General features: G+C 69.2%; 23 protein-coding genes and 1 tRNA gene. 16 read left to right on the top strand and 8 right to left on the bottom strand.

All coding sequences use genetic code 11. The annotated features are described in order from the left end of the window. Positions 1 to 18: 18 nt before the first annotated feature. Positions 19 to 480, bottom strand: a complete 462-nt coding sequence (locus ACYVF7_RS41880; RefSeq protein ID WP_460351542.1) for an SRPBCC domain-containing protein — start codon at positions 478 to 480, stop codon at positions 19 to 21. A 74-nt stretch (positions 481 to 554) separates the two neighbouring features. Beyond that, a complete protein-coding gene (locus ACYVF7_RS41875) occupies positions 555 to 923 on the bottom strand; it encodes a DUF427 domain-containing protein (protein WP_460351541.1) in 369 nt (122 codons plus the stop codon). Between the two features lie 181 nt (positions 924 to 1,104). Between ACYVF7_RS41875 and ACYVF7_RS41870 the strand changes: the two genes are divergently transcribed. The 5 genes from ACYVF7_RS41870 to ACYVF7_RS41850 all read left to right on the top strand — a co-directional run bounded on the left by ACYVF7_RS41870 (position 1,105) and on the right by ACYVF7_RS41850 (position 4,430). After that, positions 1,105 to 1,683: an RNA polymerase sigma factor gene (locus tag ACYVF7_RS41870; protein WP_460351540.1), complete on the top strand. Its 579-nt coding sequence runs from the start codon at positions 1,105 to 1,107 to the stop codon at positions 1,681 to 1,683. Beyond that, positions 1,667 to 2,569: a hypothetical protein gene (locus ACYVF7_RS41865; RefSeq protein WP_460351539.1), complete on the top strand. Its 903-nt coding sequence runs from the start codon at positions 1,667 to 1,669 to the stop codon at positions 2,567 to 2,569. Before ACYVF7_RS41870 ends, ACYVF7_RS41865 begins: the two co-directional genes overlap by 17 nt. A gap of 202 nt (positions 2,570 to 2,771) precedes the next feature. Beyond that, on the top strand, positions 2,772 to 3,170 hold the full coding sequence (locus tag ACYVF7_RS41860; protein WP_460351538.1) for a helix-turn-helix transcriptional regulator: 399 nt from the start codon (positions 2,772 to 2,774) through the stop codon (positions 3,168 to 3,170). Between the two features lie 75 nt (positions 3,171 to 3,245). After that, complete coding sequence (locus ACYVF7_RS41855; RefSeq protein ID WP_460351537.1) at positions 3,246 to 3,701, top strand: VOC family protein; 456 nt, start codon at positions 3,246 to 3,248, stop codon at positions 3,699 to 3,701. Between the two features lie 153 nt (positions 3,702 to 3,854). Next, a complete protein-coding gene (locus ACYVF7_RS41850) occupies positions 3,855 to 4,430 on the top strand; it encodes a YceI family protein (protein ID WP_460351536.1) in 576 nt (191 codons plus the stop codon). A gap of 42 nt (positions 4,431 to 4,472) precedes the next feature. On the opposite strand, the gene ACYVF7_RS41845 is transcribed toward ACYVF7_RS41850, so the two are convergent. Further along, positions 4,473 to 5,594, bottom strand: coding sequence for a YncE family protein (locus ACYVF7_RS41845; protein WP_460351535.1), 1,122 nt, complete (start codon positions 5,592 to 5,594; stop codon positions 4,473 to 4,475). 27 nt (positions 5,595 to 5,621) lie between these two features. Next, on the bottom strand, positions 5,622 to 7,052 hold the full coding sequence (locus ACYVF7_RS41840) for an alkaline phosphatase family protein (RefSeq protein ID WP_460351534.1): 1,431 nt from the start codon (positions 7,050 to 7,052) through the stop codon (positions 5,622 to 5,624). Between the two features lie 340 nt (positions 7,053 to 7,392). On the opposite strand from ACYVF7_RS41840, the gene ACYVF7_RS41835 reads away from it, so the two are divergent. The 4 genes from ACYVF7_RS41835 (at position 7,393) to ACYVF7_RS41820 (ending at position 11,276) form a co-directional block, all read left to right on the top strand. Further along, a complete protein-coding gene (locus tag ACYVF7_RS41835; protein ID WP_460351533.1) occupies positions 7,393 to 7,947 on the top strand; it encodes a type 1 glutamine amidotransferase domain-containing protein in 555 nt (184 codons plus the stop codon). A 270-nt stretch (positions 7,948 to 8,217) separates the two neighbouring features. Beyond that, on the top strand, positions 8,218 to 9,654 hold the full coding sequence (pyk, locus tag ACYVF7_RS41830; protein ID WP_360878613.1) for a pyruvate kinase: 1,437 nt from the start codon (positions 8,218 to 8,220) through the stop codon (positions 9,652 to 9,654). 156 nt (positions 9,655 to 9,810) lie between these two features. Continuing rightward, entirely contained in the window at positions 9,811 to 11,007 is a 1,197-nt protein-coding gene (locus ACYVF7_RS41825) for a hypothetical protein (protein ID WP_460351532.1), read from the top strand. 83 nt (positions 11,008 to 11,090) lie between these two features. Then, positions 11,091 to 11,276, top strand: coding sequence for a hypothetical protein (locus ACYVF7_RS41820; RefSeq protein ID WP_460351531.1), 186 nt, complete (start codon positions 11,091 to 11,093; stop codon positions 11,274 to 11,276). Here ACYVF7_RS41820 and ACYVF7_RS41815 read toward each other — a convergent pair whose 3' ends face one another. After that, positions 11,277 to 11,963: a helix-turn-helix domain-containing protein gene (locus ACYVF7_RS41815; RefSeq protein ID WP_460358405.1), complete on the bottom strand. Its 687-nt coding sequence runs from the start codon at positions 11,961 to 11,963 to the stop codon at positions 11,277 to 11,279. A 137-nt stretch (positions 11,964 to 12,100) separates the two neighbouring features. Beyond that, positions 12,101 to 12,178, bottom strand: a tRNA-Leu gene (locus ACYVF7_RS41810). A 91-nt stretch (positions 12,179 to 12,269) separates the two neighbouring features. On the opposite strand from ACYVF7_RS41810, the gene ACYVF7_RS41805 reads away from it, so the two are divergent. The 6 genes from ACYVF7_RS41805 (at position 12,270) to ACYVF7_RS41780 (ending at position 18,091) form a co-directional block, all read left to right on the top strand. Then, positions 12,270 to 12,887, top strand: coding sequence for an ANTAR domain-containing response regulator (locus tag ACYVF7_RS41805; protein WP_460351530.1), 618 nt, complete (start codon positions 12,270 to 12,272; stop codon positions 12,885 to 12,887). A gap of 299 nt (positions 12,888 to 13,186) precedes the next feature. Beyond that, complete coding sequence (locus ACYVF7_RS41800; RefSeq protein ID WP_460351529.1) at positions 13,187 to 14,326, top strand: branched-chain amino acid ABC transporter substrate-binding protein; 1,140 nt, start codon at positions 13,187 to 13,189, stop codon at positions 14,324 to 14,326. 85 nt (positions 14,327 to 14,411) lie between these two features. Beyond that, complete coding sequence (locus ACYVF7_RS41795) at positions 14,412 to 15,377, top strand: branched-chain amino acid ABC transporter permease (RefSeq protein WP_460351528.1); 966 nt, start codon at positions 14,412 to 14,414, stop codon at positions 15,375 to 15,377. After that, positions 15,374 to 16,561 (top strand): branched-chain amino acid ABC transporter permease, encoded by a 1,188-nt coding sequence (locus tag ACYVF7_RS41790; protein WP_460351527.1) that lies wholly within the window; start codon positions 15,374 to 15,376, stop codon positions 16,559 to 16,561. Before ACYVF7_RS41795 ends, ACYVF7_RS41790 begins: the two co-directional genes overlap by 4 nt. Beyond that, on the top strand, positions 16,558 to 17,370 hold the full coding sequence (locus ACYVF7_RS41785; protein ID WP_460351526.1) for an ABC transporter ATP-binding protein: 813 nt from the start codon (positions 16,558 to 16,560) through the stop codon (positions 17,368 to 17,370). The genes ACYVF7_RS41790 and ACYVF7_RS41785 overlap by 4 nt, the downstream gene beginning before the upstream one ends. After that, complete coding sequence (locus tag ACYVF7_RS41780; RefSeq protein WP_460351525.1) at positions 17,360 to 18,091, top strand: ABC transporter ATP-binding protein; 732 nt, start codon at positions 17,360 to 17,362, stop codon at positions 18,089 to 18,091. Before ACYVF7_RS41785 ends, ACYVF7_RS41780 begins: the two co-directional genes overlap by 11 nt. A 55-nt stretch (positions 18,092 to 18,146) precedes the next feature. On the opposite strand, the gene ACYVF7_RS41775 is transcribed toward ACYVF7_RS41780, so the two are convergent. Both ACYVF7_RS41775 and ACYVF7_RS41770 read right to left on the bottom strand, forming a co-directional pair. After that, on the bottom strand, positions 18,147 to 18,722 hold the full coding sequence (locus ACYVF7_RS41775) for a DUF4352 domain-containing protein (RefSeq protein ID WP_460351524.1): 576 nt from the start codon (positions 18,720 to 18,722) through the stop codon (positions 18,147 to 18,149). A gap of 244 nt (positions 18,723 to 18,966) precedes the next feature. Next, a complete protein-coding gene (locus ACYVF7_RS41770) occupies positions 18,967 to 19,383 on the bottom strand; it encodes a PaaI family thioesterase (RefSeq protein ID WP_460351523.1) in 417 nt (138 codons plus the stop codon). A 53-nt stretch (positions 19,384 to 19,436) separates the two neighbouring features. Here ACYVF7_RS41770 and polA point away from each other — a divergent pair, with 53 nt between their 5' ends. Further along, complete coding sequence (polA, locus tag ACYVF7_RS41765; RefSeq protein ID WP_460351522.1) at positions 19,437 to 22,130, top strand: DNA polymerase I; 2,694 nt, start codon at positions 19,437 to 19,439, stop codon at positions 22,128 to 22,130. The last annotated feature ends 221 nt before the right edge of the window (positions 22,131 to 22,351 follow it).

The following is a 22,351-nucleotide window of genomic DNA, read 5'->3' as shown; positions in this document are numbered from 1 at the left end:
GGATGCTTCCGCCGCCCATCACCGCCGGCCCTCGACGAGCCGGGCGAGGTTGGCCAGCGCCATGCGCGTGCCCGTCTCGTTGTCGGCGGCGGGCACGACGTCGGGAAGCCCTTCGTGCACGATGACGACGTCGGTGCCGCCGCCCGCGCCGGTGAGCGTGGTCGTCATCGTCATCGTGCCGCGAAGCGCGGGGTCCCCGGTCTCGAACTCGAACACCTCGACCACCTGCTCATTCGGCACGAGCTTCACGAAGTGACCGTGGTACGTGTCGGTATGCGCCGTCGACTTACCGACGGCGTCCGGTGCGTCATAGGTGAGCGAGACACGGAAGGCGCCACCTTCGCGGGCGTCGAACTCGTGCACGTGACTGCTCATACCGTCGGGCACCCGCCACTTCGCGATCGCGTCCGGGTCGAGGAGTGCCTGATAGACGGCCGGCCGGGAGGCATTGATGTGCTGAGACACCCGCGTCGATTGCATGCGACCGAACATACCGAGGCCCTCCGACCGCGGCCGCTACTTACCGCCTGGCCTCCGATGCCCCTGCCCGGCGGCTACGCGGGCTGCCCGTTCACCTCGAGGGTGACGCCCGGCTTCTCGGCCCAGAAGGCGAGCAGCCCCGTGATCTCCTTGACCCTCGGGAACGGCTCCGGGTAGGACCACACCACGTCCTCGGTGACACCGTCACCGGTCTCCACCGACCAGTAGCGGGCGTCACCCTTGAACGGGCAGTGCGACGTCGTCGTCGACGGCCGGAGCAGGTCCGCTTTCACGTCCTCCGGCGGCAGGTAGTACCGCGCGGGGCAGCCCGTCTCGGTGAGGACGACCGGCCGCGACGAGGTCGCGACGACCGTGTCGTTGACCCGCACCACGATCTGGTCCGAGCCGGGTGTGACCTCGATGTCATGTCCCTTCGTGTTCATGTCTCGATCCTCGCACGTCCGCCCCTCGACGGCACGATCACGCCGATCGCTCTACCCGGGCCGGCCTTTATGGATCACCGGCGTCACCCGCCGTCGTCTCGGTTGCGGGGGCGACGAGCATCGAGTTCCCGCTTGAGTGGACCGCATGCAACGCCAGGCATCGACGCGACAGGAAGAGTGCGTGGATGACGAATCGCGCTTTCGCGCGCTCTTCAACAGCGCCTACCCGGCGCTGCATCGCTATGCCGCCAACCGGGGGCTGAGCGGACCCGACGGGGACGACCTCGTCGCCGGCACGCTCGAGATCGCCTGGCGCCGGATCGACGAGGTCCCCCGCGACGATCCGCTGCCCTGGCTCTACGCGGTCGCCCGCAACCTCATGCGGAACCAGCACCGCCGGGAGAGCCGCCGAGCGACGATCCTCTCCCGGTTCCGGTCGTCCCTCGCGCAGCGGCCGGAGGCGAGCAACGGCGACCCGGGCGTCCTTCACCCCGACGCGGTGCGAACCGCCCTCGCCTCGCTGCGCGAGGACGACCGCGAGGTGCTCCGCCTGGTCGCCTGGGACGGCCTGACGCCCGCGCAAGCGGCGGTCGTCATGGGATGCAGCGCCGTCGCGGCCCGCAGCCGTCTGCACCGCGCCCGTAACCGCCTCGCGGCCAGGCTCGGGCTCGACCCGCGGGCGCAACGCCCGACGGAGCCGCGACAGAAGCAGGGCGACGGATCGATCCTGAAGGAGGTCTACAGTGACCGCACCCGATGACGAACTCATGACCGCACTCCGTACGGCCCGGCCGGCGACCGCCGAGCACGCGGCGACGTCACCCGGGGCACAGGCACTGCTGACCCGCATCGTCGCCGCGCGGACCGTGATCGCCGGCGCTCGCCGCAGGCGCCCGCGCGGATGGACGATCGGAGTGCCGCTCGGCGTGGCGGCGGCGGTGACTGCGGCGGCGGGGATCACCATGACCGGCGCACACCGGACGTCGGCCACCGACGGATCCCCTCTCTCGTTCTCGGCACTGCGCGGCGCGATCCTCACCGCATTCGACAGCAACAGCGGAACCATCATGCACACGCGTCAGACCATGACCGGGACGAAGTCTGTCGAGGAGACCTGGACCTATCCCGCCATGGCTGCCCCGGGACAGCAGCGGCGTACCCGGTTCCTGGTCCTCGGCGCGGCCGGCACGCCGAAGCAGGACAGCTCCATCGCCTTCACGGTGCCGCCCTCCGGAGGTGTGGCGCAGGTGACAGCGGATGTCCTGCGGGCCGAGTACACCACCCGGACCTGGTCCCACGAGACGACGACCATCGGCGTCGCCGGGGAACAGGAGACCCCCGACCAGATCCGCCGGGAAATCGCCGCCGGGCACTTCACCGTCCGGCGCGGCGTCGTCCTGAACGGCCGGCGGACCATCGAGCTGACGTGGTCGCCACAGACCCGCAGCACCACGCACCTGTGGGTGGACGCCAAGACATACCTGCCGGTGAAGTCGGCCTATGAGCTCCGGAACGGCCGTTTCCCCCTCATCAGGATCACCTTCTACGAGACCCTCCCGGCCACCAAGGCGAACCTCGTACGGCTGCGACCGGTGATTCCGGCCGAGTTCCGGCGCACGCGAGTCCCGCAGCGCCCCATAGGCTGAACTTCCGGTCCGGCGGCGTACGCGAGGCGGGCCGTCGCACGTGACGTGCGAGGGCCCGCGCAGGTCACGGTGCTCTCCGGTGCTCGTCCGTACGGCGCGCTGGTGCTGTGGCAGGATCGGGAGGCATGGAGACCGGTCCTGCCAGGGCTGACGCGTCGCGGCTGCCAAGCGGCGGACGGCATGCGCCGGCCCGGCGCGGCCGGTGGACCTCGTGGTGCTGCGGCGGCTGCGGCTCGCCAAGGACCTCATGGACCGCGACTGGTCCGAGCCGCTCAACCTGGACGCGGTGGCCGCGCACGCCGGCTACTCCCGCTACCACTTCGTACGGCGGTTCCGGGACGCGTACGGCGAGACGCCCGGCCAGTACCTCACCCGGCGCCGGATCGAGCGCGCGCAGGACCTGCTGCGCTCGGCCAACCTGACCGTCACCGAGATCTGCATGCTCGTCGGCTTCACCAGCCTTGGGACCTTCTGCACCCGCTTCCGGCGGCAGGTCGGCATGACGCCGAGCGAGTTCCGGGCGCAGGCACACCGGTCCGCCCCCGCGCCGATCCCCGGCTGCTTCGTCCTGCTGTGGGCCGGCGGCTTCCGCGCCGACTGAGCAACATTCGAGAATCCGCAGTTCAGCGCCGTTCCGTACGGTGAGTCTCGTCACCTCACGCGAAGGAGCGAAGCCATGATCACCGGACTTGGCCTGGCCACGATCTGGGTGCTCGACCAGGACTCGGCGAAGGAGTTCTTCACCGAGAAGCTGGGCCTCGAGCTCCGCAACGACATGACCCTCGGCGAGGGCGGCATGCGCTGGGTCACGGTGGGCGCGAAGGACCAGCCGGAGCTGGACCTCACCCTCATGATCCCCGGACCGCCGTCGCTTGACGCGGAGTCCGCCGAGCAGCTCAAGGCCCTCATCGCGAAGGGCGTCCTCGGCGCCGGGGCGTTCACCACCGACGACTGCGTGGCCGAACACCGGGCACTGGTCGCGAAGGGCGTCGAGTTCATTCACGAGCCGCAGCGGCGCCCGTACGGCATCGAGGCCATCTTCCGCGACGACTCGGGCAACTGGTACAGCCTCACCCAGCCGTTCGAGAAGCTCGACGAGAGTGCCGACTGGGGAGACGTCCGCAAGGACTGAGGGCCGTCCGGCCGCCGTGACCGTTCACCGGGAACGGCGGCCATACTCGGCCGTCCGGCTCCGTCTCACCTGCCACGATGTGCGATTTGTGCATCATTCGACTACCTTGGGCGCTCATGCGTAGTTCGACGAGGCGGAGCCCGGGGGAGTGAGATGACCGAGACGGCCGTACATCCCGGTTTGACCGCCGGGATCTGGACCATCGACCCGGCGCATTCGGAGATCACCTTCAACGTCCGGCACCTCATGACGACGGTGCGAGGAAGCTTCACCGAGTTCGGCGGGAACATCGAGATCGCCGACGATCCCTTCCTCTCCACCGCGAGCGCCGAGATCGCCATCGAGTCCATCGACACCCGCAACGCCGAACGCGACGCCCACATCCGCTCCTCCGAGATCATGGATGTGGCGAACCACCCCGTCATGACGTTCGCCGCCACCGGAATCGCCCCGGCCAGGACCGGCCGCCGCGCCCGCCATCCCCGCTACGGCGTCGACGGCGACCTGACCATCCGGGGCGTCACCCGCCCGGTCCAACTCATCACCGAGTTCCACGGCACCGGCGTCGATCCCTGGGGCGGCCTGCGGGCCGGGTTCACCGCCTCCACGCGGATCCTGCGATCGGACTTCGGCATCCAGTTCAACCTCCCGCTCCAGGGAGACCGCGTCGTCCTCGGGGACGAGATCGAGATCGGGCTGGAGATCCAGGCCGTCCTCGCCGACGGCTGACCCGGCCGGTCGCCCACGCCGGGCCGGGGGAGCGGACGACCTTCAACCGGGGGCCTTGGCGAAGGCGATGCCGAGCGGCGCCCCGTCCAGCGGCTTCGTGCCCGTACCGCCCACGACCGTCGCGATCACCGCGTCCGACGCCGTGCTGATCACCGAGACGCTGCCGGAGAAGACGTTGCCGACCCACGCCTCCGTGCCATCCGGAGTGATCGCCACCCTGGACGGCAGCTTCCCGACCGCGACCGTACGCCGCACCTTCCGCGTCGCCGTGTCGACCACCGCGACAGCGTTGGCGTTCATCCGGCTCACGTAGGCCTTGGCGCCGTCCGGCGTGACCTGCACGCCCCACGGCTCATCACCGACGCGGATCCGGGCGCGCTCGCGGCCGCTCGCCGCGTCGAGCACCGACACCGTGTCCGCCCGGGGATTCGTCACGTACAGCGTCCGGCCCGCGTGGTCCACGGCGATCCCCTGCGGGCCCGCAGCGTCGCGGATCCTGCGGACCACCCGGTCGGTCCGGGCGTCCAGCACCGCCACACCCGCGTCGTACGTCACGTACGCCCGCGCGCCGTCCGCCGCGAACACCACCTGACGGGGAGCGGTCCCGACCCGGATGCTCCGCACGACCGTGTCGGTCCGCGTGTCGATCACCGCGACGGTGTCCGCGCCGCCCCTCCCCGTGTCACCTCCGGTGACCGTCGCGTACACCTTCGTCCCGTCCGGGGAGACCGCCACGTCCCGGGGGTACGGGCCCACGCGCAGCGGCCGCTCCGAGCCACTGGCCGGATCGACGACGAGCACGTCGTACTGGCCGGTGTCGGCGACGTACAGCTTCGTGCCGTCCGGCGTCGCCGCCACGCCCTGCGCCGCGTCGGTGTCGATGTTGCTCGCCACGATCCGGTGGGCCGCCACGTCCACGGTGGACACGTTGTACCCGCCGGCCAGCGCCACGTACGCGAGGTACGGGCCCGTCGCACGCCTGGCCTGCGGCTGCACGCGCGACGGCTCCCACTTCGCGCCGCCCGGGGCGGTGTTGCCCGGCCGCGGCCGTGGGCCCTGCCCGGACAGCCCGAGCGCGGAACCGGCGGGCACGGTGAGGACGACCAGACCCGCGGCGCCTCCCGCCGCCAGGAGCAGACGCCGCCGTGAGATGTTCTTCGGCACGGTGAAACTCCTTCCCGTCCGCCGGGCTCAGCCGCGAGGCCGAGGCCGGGAACCCTTCTCCTGCTGGGGCGGGGTCTGTACGGCTCCGGGGAACTGCGGCGCCGGCAACCGCTCGACCGCCTCCACCGCCTGCGCCAGGTCCTTCTTCGTCTGTGGAAGGCGCGGCGGACGGCCGTGGGCCGCCATCCCCAGCGCGGACGTCAGGTCCCCGAACGCCTGCCGCCGCCACGCGCTGAGATTCGGCACCTTGACCCCGGTCAGGCGCTCCAGCAGGCGGAGCGTCGACGTGTGGTCGAACGGCTCGCGGGCCACCCAGCCGCCCTGCGTCCAGGGCGACACGAGGAGGCACGGCACGCGGAAGCCGCCCCCGATCGGCAGGCCCAGGACGAACTCGTCCGGCGTCCCCGCCGGAGGCACCGGGGGAGGCACGTGGTCGAACAGCCCGTCGTTCTCGTCGTAGTTCAGGATGAACAGCGTCTTGCGCCACACGTCCGGGTTGGACGCGATCGCGTCGATCTTGCTGGCCACGTAGTCGGCGCCGGCCGCCGGGGTGTAGTCCGGGTGCTCCGACTGGTAACTCGTCGGGATGATCCACGAGACCGTCGGAAGCCGGTCGTGGGTCGCGTCGTATTCGAACCGGCCCGCCTCGTACGTGCGCAGCCCGTTGCGGAACAACGGCGAATCGGGCGTGGCGTTCTGGAACGCATCGAAGTACTCCAGAACGTTGCAGCCGTAATTGTCGACCTCCTGGTAGACCCTCCACTCGACGCCTGCTTCGGTGAGCGCCTCCGGATATGTCTTCCATCGGTAGGGGGTTGCATCCCGGTTGCTGATGACCGGGCCGCCCAGCGTTCCGCCCGGGTCGATGGTGCCGCTCATCAGGTACAGCCGGTTCGGCCACGTCGGCCCCAGCACCGAGCAGAAATAGTTGTCGCAGATCGTGAACGACTCGGCCAAGGCGAAATGGAAAGGAATGTCCGCGCGGGTGTAATGCCCCATCACGTACGGGCCGTTGTCCCCGTCGGCCGTCCGGTGCGCCGGAAGCCAGTTGTCCATCTTCCCGTTGTTCCACGCCTGGTGCTGCACCTTCCAGGCATGACTCGTCGACGGGATCGCCTGCGCGTTCGTCGTCCGCGTGTCCAGGTGGAACGGCAGCAGGTAGCCCGCCGGGTTGAGCGAGTCCGGCTGGTAGAACACCGGCCGGCCGGTGCTCAGCTTGATCGCCGCCGGGTCCGAGAAGCCGCGCACTCCCGGCAGGGTTCCGAAATAATGGTCGAACGAGCGATTCTCCTGCATCAAGACGACGACGTGCTTGATGTCCGTGAGACGCCCTTTTTCCGGTGACGGCGTCTCCGCCATCGCCCGCCTCACATTCGGCGGCAGGAACTCCGCGGCGAACGCCGCCGCGGCCATCGCTCCCGCCGAACTGAACAGGCGGCGGCGGGTGAGTTCGGGCATCTGACACGCTCCCGTCGGACCGAGGACCAGGAAAAGACAAATAGAAAATGCCCATACGCGAGGGCCGGACGCAACGTGAACGGACTAATGGCTGTCGATGATCATGCGACGGAAACGTTAACCCCGACAAACAGCAACACCGAGAGTCATGGCCGTATCAGGCCAGAAAAGGACCTATAGCGGCCATCCGTGATTAGCCGTGGATCATCGCCGTACGCGCGAGCCCGCCCGCACGAACGAGCCGTACGGAACCTCACAGCCGAGGGTGCATACCGGCCCAGATCACGGGCAGGGCTCCTCACGCACGGCCAGAAAGCACCATCCCGAGAGGTACCGGCCCATGAGCACCAACCTGCAAGGCAAGACCATCGCCTTCCTCGTCGCCCCTGACGGGATCGAACAGGTCGAGCTCACCGAGCCCTGGAAGGCGGTCGAGCAGGCCGGCGGCACGCCGCGCCTCGTCTCCACCGAGGGCGGCCGGGTCCAGGCCCGCGACCACCTCGAGAAGGCCGACACCTTCCCTGTCGACGCCACCGTCGACGAGGTCTCCGCCGACGACTTCGACGCGCTCGTCCTGCCCGGCGGCGTCGCCAACCCCGACTTCCTCCGCACGCACGACAAGGCCGTCGCCTTCGCCAAGGGCTTCTTCGACCACGCCAAGCCCGTCGCCGCCATCTGCCACGCACCGTGGACCCTCGTCGAAGCCGACGTCGTACGAGGCCGCACCCTCACCTCCTGGCCCAGCCTGAAGACCGACATCCGCAACGCGGGCGGCACCTGGGTCGACCAGGAGGTGACCCGCTGCACCGCCGGCTCCAACACGCTGGTCACCAGCCGCAAACCCGACGACCTGAAGGCCTTCTGCCAGGAACTCGTCGAGACCTTCGCCGCCTGAGACGGCACCCGGACCGGCCCGGCACGGCTACGCGATCGCGCAGGTCATCGGCCGGAACGCCGAGGACGTACGGCGCGTCGGCCGTCCGAGTCCACGCGCGCGCCGATCCGACTTCCCGATCCGGCTGCCGCCCGGCGTATCCCGTCATACCCTCCTTAATGGCGGAAGGGGCCACTGTCGGCCCCTTCGGTCTAGACCAATACGTGAACACTGGGCAACGCCGACCTGCACGAATGCGCGTACTGACCAGTAACTACCTAGGGTTGTAGCGTGAGTCGCCGAGCAAAGATCGTCAGCACGATAGGTCCCGCCTGTTCCAGCAAGGAACGCATCCACGCCCTCGTCGAGGCGGGGATCGACGTCGCCCGGCTCAACATGAGCCACGGCACGCAGGAGCAGCACGAAGAGGTCTACGGGTATCTCCGGGAGGCCTCCAACGCCACCGGACACAGCGTCGGCATCCTCGCCGACCTCCAAGGCCCCAAGATCCGGCTCGGCCGATTCGCCGACGGACCCGTCCGCCTCACCCTCGGCGACGAGTTCACCGTCACCACCGAGGACGTCCCCGGCGACCGCAGCGAGGTCTCCACCACCTACGGCGGACTCCCCGGCGACGTCGCCCCCGGTGACACCATCCTCATCGACGACGGCCGCGTCGTCCTCAACGTCACCGCCGTCGACGGCCCCCGCGTCCGCACCCGCGTCCTCGTCGGCGGCATGGTCTCCGACCACAAGGGCCTCAACCTCCCCGGCGTCGCCGTCAGCGTCCCCGCCCTCACCGAGAAGGACGAGGACGACCTCCGCTTCGCCCTCCGCCTCGGCGTCGACATGGTCGCCCTGTCCTTCGTGCGCAGCCCCGCCGACGCCGAGACCGCCCGCCGCATCATGGAAGAGGAAGGACGCACCGTCCCCCTCCTCGCCAAGGTCGAGAAGCCGCAGGCCGTCGACCACCTCGAAGAGATCGTCGAAGCCTTCGACGGCATCATGGTCGCCCGCGGCGACCTCGGCGTCGAGCTCCCCCTCGAACAGGTCCCCATCGTCCAGAAACGCGCCATCGAGCTCACCCGCGAGAAGGCCCGCCCGGTCATCGTCGCCACCCAGATGCTCGAATCGATGATCAGCGCGCCCCGCCCCACCCGCGCCGAGACCTCCGACGTCGCCAACGCCGTCTTCGAAGGCGCCGACGCCGTCATGCTCTCCGGCGAGACCAGCGTCGGCGACTACCCCATCGAGTCCGTCCAGACCATGGGCCGCATCGTCTGCGCCGCCGAAGAGCACACCCTCCGCGCCAGCCACTCCCTGGACCGCGTCCCCGAGACCGTCGGCGGCGCCATCGCCCGCGCCGCCGCCGAGGTCGGCGCCACCGTCGGCGCCAAGGCCCTCGTCGCCTTCACCATGTCCGGCGAGACCGCGCGGCGCCTGTCCCGCTACCGCTCGCCGATCCCCCTCCTGGCCTTCACCGCCCGCGCCGAGACCCGCAGCCAGCTGGCCCTCGTCTGGGGCGTCGAGACCTTCATCGTCCCCGAGGTCTTCCACACCGACGACATGGTCCGCCAGGTCGAAGCCGCCGTCCTCGACGCCGGCCGCCTCCAGAAGGGCGACCGCGTCGTCATCGTCGCCGGCTCGCCCCCCGGCACCCCCGGCTCCACCAACGCCCTGCGCGTCCACCGCATCGGCGACGCCATCGCCACCCACCCGGCGTCCTGACACCGGACCGGCCGAGTGCGGGCCACCGCCCCCACAGGGAAGCGATGACCCGCACCGACCGGACGCCGCGACCACGGCTACCGGCCGCTCACCACGTGGCGCGTAAATGATCAATCCGGGAGAATCGGCCCCGGCCGATCGGTAGGCTCCCGGGACATGCCACCGGGGATCGACGCACAGGCGGAGTTCGACCAGGGCGTCGCACTCCTCGACCAAGGCCGGTACGACGCGGCGAAAGAGCCCCTGCGCGCGGCGGCCGAGCACGGCCACGCGGCCGCCGCCGCGACCCTGGGACGGCTGCTGTGCCTCGACGCACACGCCTGGCTGCCCACCGACACACCCGGCGAGGACTACGTCTCGGTCGCCGAGCCATGGCTCCGGCGCGCACTCCACCTCGACCCCGACCACCGTACGGCGGCGCTGCTCCTCGCATCCCTCCTGGACCGGCAGCTCGAGATGATGCGCCGGCACGACCCCTGGGGCACCGTCTGGGTGGACGAGATCGACACCGACGAGAACGACCCCGACGACATCTGGCAGGCGGCCATCACCCGCCGCCACGACGAGGCGGTCCGCCTGCTGGAGCACCTCCTCGCCCTCGACCCCGCCGACGAGCCGGCCGCCGCCACCCTGGTCGCCGTGCACAAGGGCCCATGGGCGCACCACCTCGACGAGAGCCGACGACACGAGCCGCCCCTGCCCGAATCCGACACGACCGGCCGTGCCCTCCTGGACCGCCTCCTCACAGCGGCCCGCCGCGCCGCCGAACTCGACCCCTCGGACGCACTGCTCGCCATGGAACTCGCCGACGCCCTGCGCTGGAACGGATCATCAGAAGCCGCCCAGTGGCTACGCCGATTCACCACACTGCGCCCCGAATGGACGAAGTCGGGCGCCATACCGCCCCGGCACCCTGACGACCCGCCGGGAGAACTCCCGTCCGAAGGCCGGTACGGCTGGTACGTCCTGGAATTCGGGCGGATGGCCGACAACTACGGCACCAACGCGTTCAGCCGGCTGATGACCTCCGACCCCGCCGAACTGCGCTGGGCCTGCGACGGCATGTTCCGCCACCTGCGCGGCGACCCCTTCCACGGAGACGCGCCCGACGACGACCAGCCGCCGGAGTGCCTCACCCTGTCGGTGTACGACGCGGGCCATGACCACGGCGACCTCGACCTCATCCCGTACCTACGGATCGCCCCCGACGCGGCCCCTCGCGTCGACTGGTCGGCGTTCTCGATCCCACCGCTGAAGAGCACACCCCTGCCACCCGGCCGCCCCGCGCTGTCCTGGCTCTCCCTCGGCCCGGACACCGTCCACTACGGCTTCAGCGAAGACCCGCACTACTGATCGCGATCAACCGGTCGGCGGCGACCGCGTCCAGCCGGACACCGGGCTTTGCCCCCCGCCCGGGCGCGCGGCATGCTGGGAACATGAGCGAAGACCGCGAACCGCAGGACGACGCACAGCCCCCGCGCTCCGCCCGCTGGAGCGACCTCCCGAAACGCCCCGACCCCGAGGACCTCAAGGCCGAACACCGCGACCCGGCCGTCCCCGGCTCGGTCCTCAGCGCACCGGACGCCGAAAAGGAATTCTTCATCCGCCACGCCGCCGGCTGATCAGTACTTCGGCCCCACGAACCCGTCCAACCGCGCCACCGCCTCCCTTCGCGCGACGGAGATGGTCTTGCGGTTGGACTGCTTCCAGTCGATCCCAAGCCGGTCGAGCGCCTCGGTGAAGAGCTCGCGGATGTCGGCCGACTCATTGACGAAGGTGTACCGGGGGTATTCGTACCATCGATCACCGTCCTTGAGCGGCCGCCGTACACGATTCATCGACCGGCATCCGTCCGAGTGGATCAGCCCGCGTACGAACTCCTCGGTGAACTCCGCGACGATTTCCTCTTGCCACGACTCCAGCGCGATCTTCCGCGTGTGCTTCATCCCGGGCCCGTGCTGAGGGAAGAGGCACGCCCAGTGCTTCGAGTAACTGTTGACCAGAGTGCACCCGGTTCGCTGAAGGCGGCCCACCGAAGAATGGGGCATCACCGCCGCGACCGCCTCGGCGGCCAGGTCCATCAACCCCGGCCAGTCATCGCAGCAGGCGATGGTCAGACGGAGCACCTCGCGGCGGTGATGGGCGATGTGGCCGTCACCGAGGTAGAGCCCAAGTAAGTAGGCGTAGGCCCGGCGATCGAGCGGACGGTCGCTGCACCGCGGACATGTCCCCCTCGGGTCCACGTTCGAGTTGGCACGGCGATTGCCGTACTTCCAGTGGCGGACGGCGCCGACGGAGACGCCGCACATCTCAGCCACTTTACGATCGGAGAACCCTTGCCGAACGAGGGTGAGGGCTTGATCGACGATTTGCCTGTCGTACATGCAGCGCAGTGTTGCACTGGGCTACGACAAAACCGCCGTCCGTGACGGACGGCGGTTTTCTTTGGTGCCCCGGGTGGGACTCGAACCCACACTGTACGGGTTTTGAATCCGCCCTCTCATGCCAATTGGAGTACCGGGGCATTTATCGGACATTCAGTTAGAGGCTAAAGCCTACCTGGACCGCTTCCGCAGACCGCGGCGGATACCAGGGTAGCGGGTCCGGGTACGCTCGTGCGCGTGACCGAGAGCGCGCGTCGAGTTGTGATCGCTGAGGACGAGGCCCTGATCAGGCTCGACCTCAAAGAGATGCTGGAAGAAGACGGCTACGAGGTCGTCGGTGAGGCCGGGGACGGGGAGACGGCCGTCCGCCTGACCATGGAGCTCGTGCCGGATCTGACGATCCTCGACGTGAAGATGCCGATCCTGGACGGGATCTCGGCGGCGGAGCGGATCGCCGCCGAGCGGGTCGCGCCGGTGGTCATTCTGACGGCGTTCTCCCAGCGGGAGCTGGTCGAGAGGGCGCGCGAGGCCGGAGCCATGGCCTATCTCGTGAAGCCGTTCACGAAGGCGGATCTGGTGCCCGCGATCGAGATGGCGGTGAGCCGGTTCCAGGAGATCAAGAGCCTCGAGGCCGAGGTGAGCTCCCTGGAGGACCGGCTGGAGACCCGGAAGCTGGTCGATCGGGCCAAGGGGCTGCTGCAGAGCGCGCACGGGTGGTCGGAGCCGGAGGCGTTCCGCTGGATCCAGAAGACCTCGATGGACCGCCGGCTGACGATGCGGGCCGTGGCGGAGGTGGTCATCGCGGGGGCGGGGAGTGCGGGCGAGGACTCGGGTCGGACGACCGAATAGTGGAGCGCCGCGTGTCCGTAACAGGGCTGAAATACGGTGACCTGCACTGCTACGCTGCGTAGCCGTCCGTAACGGAAACTGGTGTTTTAGGGCACGGACCAGTAACGAAGCAGTAACACCCTAGCTGGGGGACTACTGCTCTTAGGGGGCTGCTCGGTGTACTACCCACCGAGCCCCCAGGAAACGTGCAATTTCTCCCGGACCGAGTCCACGACCTGGGTGCCTAGACGTGCCTGATACAGGCCGATTCGGACGGAAGGACAGCTACCTTGCGGAGCAGATTTTTTACGGTTGTCGGCGTGGTGGCGGCGAGCGCGACACTCGCGCTCGGCGCGTCCGCGTGTGGTGGCAAGTCGAAGAGTGGCGGTGGAGACAGCGTCACGATCGGGTTCATGGGTGACCTGACCGGTGAGAACTCCGGTCTCGTCATTCCGCCCAAGCAGGGCGCTCAGCTGGCGATCGACCAGTACAACGCGACGAGCCCGAAGGTCAAGATCACCCTCAAGACCTACGACAGCCAGGGCAAGGGCGAGCAGGCCGTGCCGCTGGCCAAGCAGGCCATCACCAAGGACAAGATCGCCGGTCTGATCGGCCCGACGTTCTCCGGCGAGTCGGCCCAGGCCGACCCGGTGCTGGAGGAGGGCAAGGTCCCGAACATCTCGTCCTCGGCGACCAACGCGGCGCTGGCGACGCACGGCTGGAAGTTCTGGCACCGCGTCATCGGCAACGACAACGTGCAGGGCACGGGCATCGGCGGGTTCATCGCCAACTCGCTGAAGGCCAAGAAGGTCTTCATCATCGACGACGCCTCCGAGTACGGTAAGCCGCTCGCCGCGACGGTGAAGTCCACGGTGGAGAAGGCCGGCGCGCAGACCTCCACGGACTCGATCGACATCCAGGCCTCGGACTACGGCGCGACGGTCAACAAGGTCAAGGCTTTCAACCCGGACGCGATCTTCTTCGGTGGCTACTACGCCCAGGGCGGCAAGCTGATCAAGCAGCTGCGTGAGGGCGGCGTGAAGGGGCGCTTCCTGTCCGGTGACGGTTCGCTGGACAAGGGTCTGCCGCAGGGCGCCGGCGGTACGAACGCCGACGGTTCGGTCATCGGCTGCCCGTGCCTGATCGACCCGAGTGGTACGGCGAGCGCGGCCAGCAAGAAGTTCGCCGATGACTACAAGGCCAAGTTCAACGCGGACCCGGCGATCTACTCGGCGGAGGGCTACGACGCGGCCACCGCGTTCATCTCGGCGGTCAAGGCCGGCAACACGACGCCGGAGAAGATCAACGACTACCTGTCGAAGATCGACGTGCCGGGTGTGTCGAAGCAGATCAAGTTCAGCAGCACCGGTGAGCCGACCGCGACGGATGTCTACGTCTACCAGGTCAAGGGCGACCAGCTTCCGCTGCTGGGCAACGCCAAGAACGCGACGGTCAAGTAGTCCGCCTGCCAGACGGCGGCCTTGAGATACGCGTAGGGGCGGGAGCGACACGTGCGCTCCCGCCCCTGCGGCAAAGGCGACGACATTGAACAATCTCTTCAGTCAATTCTGGCCGTACACCATTGATGGGCTGGCGCTGGGCGCGATCTACGCGCTGGTGGCGCTCGGCTACACGATGGTCTACGGCGTTCTGCGCCTCATCAACTTCGCGCACTCCGAGATCTTCATGATCGGGACGTTCGCGGTCCTGGGGGCCCTGCACGCGTTCGGCATGCCCTCCAATGTGGGCGGTTTCGCCCTGGTGGGCCTGGTGCTGGCGCTCGCGGTGGTGGGCGGTGTCGCGTCGGGCGGCAGCGCGGTGATCCTCGAGTACGTGGCGTACCGGCCGTTGCGGCGGCACGGGGCGTCGCGGCTCGCGGCGCTGATCTCGGCGATCGGCGCGTCGCTGTTCCTGCAGCAGCTGTTCGCGCGGCTGGTGGTCCCGAAGGCGTTCAATCTGCCGAAGGAGAAGGGCGCGCTGCCGGTTCAGGGGCACTTCGTGCACCGGAGCGATGTGATCCACATCGGTAGCTTCGAGGTGGCCAACGACCGGTTCATCGTGATCGTCGGTGCGGTTCTCATGATGGTCGCGCTCGATCTGTTCGTGAACCGGACGAAGCTCGGCCGTGGGATCCGCGCGACGGCGCAGGACCCGGAGACGGCGGTGCTGATGGGCGTGAACATCGACCGCATCGTGACCGCGACGTTCGCCCTCGGCGGTGCCATGGCCGGCGTGGCGGCGGCGCTGTACATGCTGCGGATCGAGGAGACGAAGTTCGATGTCGGCTTCCTCCTGGGCATCAAGGCGTTCACGGCCGCGGTGCTGGGCGGTATCGGCAATCTCCGCGGTGCGCTGGTCGGCGGTATCGTGCTCGGCGTCGTCGAGATGTGGGGCGCCGCGGTCTTCGGCTCCGAATGGCAGAACGTCGTGGCGTTCAGCGTTCTGGTGCTTGTCCTCATGTTCCGTCCCACCGGCATTCTCGGTGAGTCTCTCCAGCAGGCGCGCGCATGAACGATTCGACCAACCGAAACCCGCTCGCCCGTGCGCGGGACGGGTACTCGTCCTTCTCTGATTCGATCCGTGATCGGTGGGCGTCCGCTCCGCGCTGGGCGCGCTGGGTGGTCTACCTGCTGCTGATCGTCGTAGCGATCATTCTGCCGGCGGACGGCATCGGCAGCTTCATGTCGCCGTACACGGACTGGCCGACGCTGCTGTTCTTCCCGATCGGCGGGTACATCCTGCTGGCGATCGGCCTGAACGTGGTGGTGGGTCAGGCGGGTCTGCTGGACCTGGGCTATGTGGCGTTCTTCGCGATCGGTGGCTACGCGATGGCCATGCTCGGGACGAAGGCCGGCTTGGATTTCTGGGAGATCCTGGTCCTCGGCGTGCTGCTGTCGGCGCTGTCGGGCATCCTCCTGGGCGCTCCGACGCTGCGGCTGCGCGGTGACTATCTGGCGATCGTGACGCTCGGGTTCGGAGAGATCGTCCGGATCACGGCGAACAACTGGAACTACATCGGTGGCCCGAACGGCATCGGTGGCATTCCGCATCCGCCGACGCTGACCGAGTGGACGATCCCGGACAACGGGTTGTTCGACGCGATCGGGATCGGCGGGGTGCAGCCGTTCAAGTACGGCGCGCTGGACGGCAAGCCGTACTACTACCTGATGCTGGTCCTGATCGTCGTGGCGATCGTTTTCGTCAAGCGGCTGGAGAACAGCCGGGTGGGCCGGGCGTGGGCGTCGATCCGGGAGGATGAGGACGCGGCCGAGCTGATGGGCGTTCCGACGTTCAAGTTCAAGCTGGCGGCGTTCGCGATCGGTGCGGCGATCGGTGGCGCGAGCGGCGTGGTGTACGCGTCGCAGGCGGTGTCGATCATTCCGACGAACTTCCCGTTCATCCTGTCGGCGACGATCCTGGCGGCGGTGGTCCTCGGTGGTTCGGGCAACCTGCCCGGCGTCATGCTGGGCGCGTTCCTGGTGGCGTGGATCCCGGAGCGGATCCGTGGCCTGCAGGAGTACCGGGTGCTGGTGTTCGGTGGGGTGCTGGTCCTCCTGATGGTCTTCCGGCCGGAGGGTCTGTGGCCGTCGCGGCGCCGTAAGGCGGAGCTCGCCGAGGGTGAGGGCGGCATGGGCAGCATGGGTGCCGAGGTCGGCGGTCCGGTGACCGTCGGAGCGGGTGAGGGGGCCGAATGAGCGAGACGGCAGCCGTGCCGACGGCGAAGAGTGCCGGTACGCCGGTCCTGGATCTCCGCGGCATCACGATGCGCTTCGGCGGCGTCGTCGCGATCAACGATCTCAACCTGACGATCAACGAGGGTGAGATCTTCGCGCTGATCGGCCCGAACAGCGCCGGCAAGACGACGGTGTTCAACGTCGTCACCGGCGTGTACCGGCCGACCGAGGGCCAGGTGGTCTTCGACGGTGGCCGGATCGACGGCAAGAAGCGGTATCAGGTCACGAAGCGCGGTGTGGCGCGTACGTTCCAGAACGTCCGGCTGTTCCACAACATGTCGGCGCTGGAGAACGTCATGGTGGGCGCGGACGCGCATCACCGCGCCGGGATCGCCTCGGCGGCGCTGGGTCTGCCGTGGCACCGCCGTGAGGAGCGCGATGGCCGGGAGAAGGCCCGTGAGCTGATGGAGTTCGTCGGGATCGGCCAGCGGATGGAGGAGACGGCGAAGAACCTTCCGTACGGCGACCAGCGGCGGCTGGAGATCGCGCGTGCGCTGGCGACGGAGCCGAAGCTGCTGCTGCTGGACGAGCCGGCCGCCGGGATGAACCCGACGGAGAAGGAGCAGTTGCAGGGGCTGATCCGCAAGATCCGGGACACCGGGCGCACGGTGCTGCTGATCGAGCACGACATGAGCCTGATCATGGGCATCAGTGACCGGATCGCCGTGCTGGACTTCGGCCAGAAGATCGCTGAGGGTCTGCCGGCCGAGATCCAGAACAACCAGCGGGTCATCGAGGCGTATCTGGGGGTCCCCGCCGATGCTTCTTGAGATCAAGGACATCCACGTCCACTACGGCAAGATCGCGGCGCTCAAGGGCGTGTCCGTGGAGGTCGACGAGGGCGAGGTCGTCACGCTGATCGGCGCGAACAGCGCCGGCAAGACGACGACGCTGAAGACGATCTCGGGGCTGCGTTCGCTGACGCGCGGCAAGATCCTGTTCGAGGGCAAGGACATCAGCAAGGTGCCGGGGCACAAGCGGGTGCTGATGGGCATCGGGCAGTCGCCCGAGGGCCGTGGCATCTTCCCCGGCATGACGGTCGTCGAGAACCTCTACATGGGCGCGTTCGCGCGCAAGGACGAGGTGGAGAAGGACCTCCAGGAGGTCTACGACCTGTTCCCGCGGCTCGCCGAGCGCAAGAACCAGGCGGGCGGCACGATGTCCGGCGGTGAGCAGCAGATGCTGGCGATCGGCCGGGCGCTGATGACCAAGCCGAGGGTGCTGCTGCTGGACGAGCCGTCGATGGGTCTGGCGCCGAAGCTGATCCAGCAGATCTTCGAGATCATCACGGAGATCAACCGGCGGGGCACGACGGTGCTGCTGGTGGAGCAGAACGCCCAGCAGGCGCTGCAGGTCGCGCACCGCGCGTACGTCCTGGAGACCGGCAGGGTGGTCAAGTCGGCGGAGGCGAGCGCGCTGCTGGACGACCCGCAGGTGCGTGCGGCGTACCTGGGCGGCGGCGCGGAGGCGGCGGCTCCTCCGGCAGAGTGAGCACGCCGTAGGACGCTAGGGGTGGTGGCTCGCGCTGCGGGCCGCCACCCCCTGCTCATGTCAGGGGGATGTCGACGGGGTTCTTGGCGCCGGCGACGGCGGCGCCCTTGAGCTGGTCGGCGAGCCGGGACGAGGAGGGGTCGCCGAAGACCCGCAGAGCCTTGACGCGGCTGTTGGTGGGCACGTCGAACCACAGGTCGAAGGCGCGCAGTTCCTGGGAGGCGATGGACTGCACGCCGACGGGCGCGCGGGAGACCTGCATGGCGTCGATGCTGGGAGCATGGGTGGCGCCGTCGGCGGTGACGAGGAGTTGGCGGCCGGGGTTGAAGTCGTGGCGTTCGCGGCCGTGGTCGACCATGAGGAGGCGGACGCGGACGAACTGGCCGTGCGGGATCCAGCTGGCGTGGGAGCCGATGACCTCGGGGATCTTGGTGCGGAGCCCGATCGCGGTGTAGGTGACCTCGCCGATGGTTGCGGTCTTGCCGCTCAGCGCCTTCTCGTGCTCGGGCAGCGGCTGGGGCGGGATGCGGTAGTCGCGGTCGGGGTGACCGCAGCCGGCGGCGAGGGCCAGCACCGTGAGGAGCGTCAGGACGCCCCCTGAGCCGCGGGGTGTGATCGCGAATGGGCGCACAGCGCGACGGTAAGGGTGGCGGCGGCCGTGCGAAAGACCTTGTGGCCGACGCGTAGAACGCCTGTGGCCGAATCGAGACGTGAATGAGCCCGGAGCGCCTTTGGTGCCGTACGGCCCGGTGGCCCGTGCAGGCCTTCCCCGGCCCTGCACGGGACCGGATCGTACGTTTTCTACTCAGCGCTCCGGGCCCTTGCCCTCCAACGGTAGCGAGACTGGAGTGACTGGTGCAAAAGATGTGAGAAATCTATGCCCGGTCGCGGATGGCGCAGGTGAGTCTGGCGGTGCAGACGCGGCGGTCATTTTCGTCGGTGATGACGATCTCGTAGCTGGCCAGCGTGCGCCCGGCGTGCAGGCAGGTGGCGACCGCGGTGACGTGTCCGCTGGTGGCGGCGCGGTGGTGGGTCGCGTTGATCTCGATGCCGAGGGCCATGCGGTCGGGCCCGGCGTGCAGGGCCGCGCCGGTGGAGCCGGCGGACTCGGCCAGCACGCAGGAGGCGCCGCCGTGCAGGACGCCGTACGGCTGGGTGTTGCCCTTGACGGGCATGCGGGCCACGACGCGCTCGGGGCTCGCCTCGAGGAACTCGACGCCCATCGCCGCGGCGAGGCCCTCGCGCGGGTCGATGCCGAATTCGTTGGCGGGGCCGCCGTCGGCGCTGCTCATGAAACCTCCATCACATGCGCGGAACTGTCGTAGCGGAAGACTAGGCTGCTGGCGTGGTGACGACGGAAGCGACCTCTGAAAACGCGCGCCTGCTGCTCCTGGACGGGCATTCCCTGGCCTACCGGGCGTTCTTCGCGCTGCCCATCGAGAACTTCTCGACCACGACGGGCCAGCCGACCAACGCGGTGTACGGCTTCACGTCGATGTTGATCAATGTGCTGCGCGACGAGGCGCCCACCCATGTCGGGGTGTGCTTCGACCGGTCCGAGCCGACTTTCCGGCACGAGACCTACGTCGAGTACAAGGCGAACCGGCGGGAGACGCCGGACGACTTCCGCAGCCAGATCAGCCTGATCTTCGAGGTGCTCGACGCGCTGCGCATCCCGCGGCTGTCCGTCGCGGGCTTCGAGGCCGACGACCTGATCGCCACGCTCGCCACGCAGGCCGTCGGGCAGGGCATGGAGGTGTCGATCGTCAGCGGCGACCGCGACGCCTTCCAGCTCGTCGGCCCGCGCTGCACGGTGCTGTACCCGCGTAAGGGCGTGTCCGACCTGGCCCGGATGACGCCGGAGGCGGTCGAGGAGAAGTACGGCGTGCCGCCTGGGCGGCACCGGATGCTGACCGCCCTGGTGGGGGAGACCAGCGACAACCTGCCGGGCGTGCCCGGCGTGGGCCCGAAGACCGCCGCCAAGTGGATCGCCAAGTACGACGGGCTCGACGGCGTCATCGAGCACGTCGAGGAGATCACCGGCAAGGCCGGGGCGAGCCTGCGCGAGCACCTCGGCGATGTAATGCGTAACTACCAGGTCAACGAGCTGGTCTGCGACGTGCCGCTCGACGCGGCGCCGTCGGAGCTGGTGATCGGCCAGTGGGACCGCGACGAGATCCACACCCTGTTCGACACCCTGCAGTTCCGGGTGCTGCGGGAGCGGCTGTACGCGACGCTGTCGGCGGTCGAGCCGGAGGCCGAGGAGGGCTTCGAGGTCGAGATGGCCCGGCCGGGGCCGGGCGAGGTCGCCGCGTGGCTGGAGGAGCACGCCGGCGGCGAGGGCCGGGTCGGGGTCGCGGTCACCGGCACGTGGGGCCGGGGCACCGGCGACATCACCGGCATCGCGCTGGCCACCCAGGCCGGTACGGGCGCGTTCCTCGACCCGGTGGAGCTGCCGGAGGACGACGAGCGGGCGCTCGCCGCGTGGCTGGCCGACCCGAAGCGGTCGAAGGCCGTTCACGACGCCAAGGGCCCGATGCTGGCGTTCGCGGCGCGCGGGATGCGGCTCGACGGCGTGACCAGTGACACGGCCCTGGCCGCCTACCTGGCGCTGCCCGGCCAGCGCTCCTTCGACCTGGGCGACCTGGTCCTGCGCTACCTCCACCGGGAGCTGCGCAAGGAGGCCGACGACGGCGGCCAGCTGACCATCGACGGGTCCGGCGAGCAGGAGGCCGCCTTCGACCTGGTCGTGCGGGCGCGGGCGGTCGTCGACCTCGCCGAGGCGCTCGACGCGGACCTGGAGCGGCGGGGCGCGACCCGTCTGCTGCAGGAGGTGGAGCTGCCGCTCGTGGACGTCCTGGCGGGCCTGGAGCGTGTCGGCGTGGCCCTGGACATCGACTACCTGGCCAAGCTGTCGGCGACGTTCGGCGCCGAGGTCAAGGCGATGGAGGAGGCCGCCTGGGAGTCGATCGGGCACGAGTTCAACCTCGGGTCGCCCAAGCAGATCCAGCAGGTGCTGTTCGACGAGTTGGAGCTGCCGAAGACACGCCGCACCAAGACCGGCTACACCACCGACTCCGACGCGCTGACGAGCCTGTTCGCCCAGACCGCGCACCCGGTGCTGGAGCACCTGCTGCGGCACCGTGAGGTCTCGAAGCTCAAGAGCATGGTCGACTCGCTGATCCCGATGGCGGATGAGGACGGGCGCATCCACACGACGTTCGGGCAGATGGTCGCGGCCACCGGGCGGCTGTCGTCGTCCGACCCCAACCTGCAGAACATCCCGATCCGTACGGCCGAGGGCCGGCAGATCCGCGAGGGGTTCATGGTCGGGGAGGGCTACGACTGCCTGCTCACCGCCGACTACAGCCAGATCGAGCTGCGGATCATGGCGCACCTGTCGGAGGACGCCGCGCTGATCGACGCGTTCGGGTCCGGCGCGGACTTCCACACGATCACGGCGTCGCGGGTGTTCGGACTGCCGCCCGAGCAGATCGACGGCGAGCTGCGGTCGCGGATCAAGGCGATGAACTACGGCCTGGCGTACGGCTTGTCGGCGTTCGGGCTGTCGCAGCAGCTGCGGATCACGCCCGACGAGGCGCGGGCGCTCATGGCGGAGTACTTCGAGCAGTTCGGCGGGGTCCGCGACTACCTGCAGGACATCGTGGTCAAGGCCCGCCACGACGGCTACACCGAGACGATCATGGGGCGGCGGCGCTACCTGCCGGACCTGACGTCGGACAACCGGCAGCGGCGGGAGATGGCCGAGCGGATGGCGCTGAACGCGCCGATCCAGGGGTCGGCGGCCGACATCATCAAGGTCGCGATGCTGGGAGTCGACCGGGCGATGCGCGCGGCCGAGCTGCGGTCGCGGATGCTGCTGCAGGTCCACGACGAGCTGATCTTCGAGGTGGCGCCCGGCGAGCTGGACGCGCTGCAGGACCTCGTACGCGGCCAGATGGGCGCGGCGTACGACCTGCGCGTGCCCCTCGAGGTCTCCATGGGCACCGGCCGCACCTGGCAGGACGCGGGCCACTAGGGCCTGTCTCGAAGTCCCCGTCCGTAGCGAGCGGCGTCCAGGTGGTGCCTCGCAAGGCGGAGGAGGGAGTCAGCCTGGTGTTGGCTGGCGACCGACGACAACGCGGCGAGGCGCCGCCTGGACGCCGCGCAGTAGGACAGTGGGGCTTCGAGACAGGCCCTAGGCCCCAGGGCCCGTACGGAGTTCGGGTGGGTCCCCCGCGGGCGGTTGCAAGATCCGGT

This window comes from Actinoallomurus acanthiterrae, assembly GCF_054775715.1.
The sequence above is the reverse complement of the archived record's forward strand: the minus strand, read 5'-3'. Positions and strand labels throughout refer to the sequence as shown.